At 43.7% G+C, this 2,894-nt stretch carries 1 protein-coding gene; it reads right to left on the bottom strand.

Features of this window, described 5'->3' with window-relative positions; all coding sequences use genetic code 11:
* Positions 1-27: 27 nt before the first annotated feature.
* On the bottom strand, positions 28-2,894 hold a 2,867-nt coding region (locus VNZ46_RS07905), incomplete at its 5' end, for a TonB-dependent receptor (protein ID WP_325559530.1).

Genomic DNA, 2,894 nt, shown 5'->3' with positions numbered 1-2,894 from the left:
AAATATATGTAGGTCTTCTTCATTTCATTAAAATTTTAAGTTCATACCAAAAGTGACACTTCTTGCCTGAGGATAAGTTGCGGTGTCCCTTCCATGATCGGTAAATGAGTTTTCACTGTTCACTTCCGGGTCCAGCCCTTTGTATTTTGTCCAGGTAAACAGGTTGGTCATCCCGGCAAACAACCTTAGCTGCGAAACATGCAGCTTTTTCAGCAACTCGTTTTTCAGCAAATAGCTAAGCTGCACATTTTTTAAGCGCAGGAAAGACGTAGACTCTATAAACCTGTCGTTATTGGTATCTGAATTTTGTGCAGGTCCGTTAATGGCATTTCTGGGTTGATCTGTATTGGTATTCTGCGGTGTCCAGGCATTTAAAACGGCAGTAGAGACATTGTACTGGTAGCCAAGAAAAGAATCTGGATTTTGTTCTCTCTGCACTTTGCTGCCCACATCGAATTGGAACAAACTGCTCAATTCTAAATTTTTATACCTCAACGTATTGTTCCAGCCACCATAATACTTTGGGTTTTGAGCATAGCCAAGCATAACCCGGTCATTGCTGTTGATCACCCCATCGCCATTCACATCTACGTATTTAACATCGCCCGGCGAGGTTTGTGAATTTTGATAAAATGCATTTGGATTTCCGGTTTTGGCTCTGGCAGCGGCATTCAGCTGGTCAATTTCTGCCTTCGTTTGATACAATCCGCTGGTTCGGTATCCACGAATCCCATTTAATGGTTCGCCTTCTGTGAGGAGCAGCGTACCATAAAGGGCTGTTCCATAAGTCTTCTCTACCTTATTTCGGTTAAAGGTGATGTTAAAATTGGAACGCCAGGAGAAATCTGCGCCATTAACCGGTGTTGCACCCAATGTAATCTCCCAGCCATGGTTGCTTACATCTCCGAGATTTTTGGTCTGGAAAGTATAGCCTCCGGAAACGGGGATACTTGGTCCGGTAATCAGACCTTTGGTGTATTTCTTATAATAAGTAATACCTGCGGTTAACCTTGACTTAAAAAAACTCAATTCCAGTGCAGCATCGGTTTGCGTAGTACTTTCCCAATGAATATCTGGATTGGGTTGCCCGCTGTCCGGATTTGCTCTTAATCCATTAATACCATTGTAAAAATATCCGGTATTGAACAAGGTTAGGAAACCAAATCCTCCAAAGGCAGAAGTGCCTGTTTTTCCAATGGTAAATCTCATTTTCGCATCATCAATGAAGTCCAATCCTTTCATAAATTTTTCTTTGGAAAAACGCCAGGCCACACCTGCTGAAGGAAAATACCCCCACTGAAACTCTGGCCCGAATTTGGTTGAATTGTCGGCTCTTCCGCTTAGTGTGAAATAATATTTTTCATCATAGTTGTAATTCGCCCTCATAAAATAGGACTCTAACCCACTGCTTTCCGAATCACTGGAATAGCCGCTTATAGATCCTGCCGACCCCAGGTTGTTGAGCACATCGTCATTTGGAAAATTGATACTGCTTATATTGGTAAAATTGCTTTTATTTAAAGTCCATGATGCACCGGCAACCGCATCCAGGTGATGTCTGTTAAAGACCTTTGCATAGGTAAGTGTATTGTCAAAGACCCTATTGGTGTACTTAAATATTCTATCCGTCCGGTTGCCCTTCTCTCCATATTGAGATTCTTGCAGCATCCAGCTTGGTGTATATAGATACCCGGTATTGTCGTTAATATCATAGGACAGAGATGACCTTGCTTTTAATCCCGGCATGATTTCAAGTTCCGCATACAGGGTAGCCAATAGCCGCTGGCTTTGGTTAACATCAGTACTTTGCCTGCTGGCCATCGGGTTATCAGACTGGCCGTCGTTTGCATAACTCCCATCTGGATTAAAAATTGGCAGGTCTGGCCGGTAGGTTGCCGTACCATAGTTGGCATAAATGATTGAAGAGCCTCCTGTTTGTCGGATAGAGCTGTAATTCAAATTCGTCCCCACTTTAAAAATATCAAAGACTTTGGATTCTACATTTGCCCGCAGAGAGTAGCGTTTAAATCCTGTATTCACTAAAATCCCTTTCTGATCTGTCAAGCCAGCAGAGAACCCATAATTAGTCCCGCCATCATTGGAAGCCCCCAACAGACTCATATTCATATTTTGTACCACGCCGGTTTGGGTAACTGCTCTTTGCCAGTCGGTATTGCCTGTTCCGGGGAAAGTTTCATCATCAATATTCTGACCCGCAGCTGCATATGTATCTTTCATGAATTTCACATAATCAGGACCAGATAGCACGTTGTAAAATTTATTCTGCTTGTCTATAGAGGCATCATAGTTGAAACTAAAAACAGGCTTCTGTCCTGCCTTCCCTCTTTTTGTTGTCACAATAATCACCCCGTTGGCTGCTCTTGAGCCATAGATCGCAGTTGCGGTGGCATCTTTAAGGATCTCTACGTTTTCGATATCGTTCATATCGATTCCAGCCAGCGGGTCCATTAACCCATTGGCTGGAGCAAACCGAAGGGCATCTGCCCCACCTCCGTTATAGAGCTGCACAGGGATTCCGTCAATAACAAATAAAGGATCGTTAACACCAGAAACGGTAGACATTCCCCTGATTCTGATGGAAGCGCCGGAACCTGGGATACCGTTGGGTCTGCTCACCTGTACACCTGCCGCCTGGCCAACCAGGCCCTGCGTAAAATTGGTCGCCACTTGTTTCCGCATTTCATCTGCATTTATGGTAGAAACAGATCCGACCAGATCCTTTCTTTTAGTCGTTCCGTAACCTACAACAACGACATCTTCCAGTAAAGCGAGGTCTTCTGTAAGTGAAATGTTAAGATTGGTCTGGTTACTGACAGCCACTTCTCTGGTTTTGTAACCCAGAAAAGAAACCACTAAAACAGCATTCTCCTCCA

Source organism: Pedobacter sp. (genome assembly GCF_035566355.1).
Lineage (GTDB): Bacteria > Bacteroidota > Bacteroidia > Sphingobacteriales > Sphingobacteriaceae > Pedobacter.
Note: the sequence above shows the minus strand (reverse complement) of the source record. Positions and strands in the feature narration are given on the sequence as shown.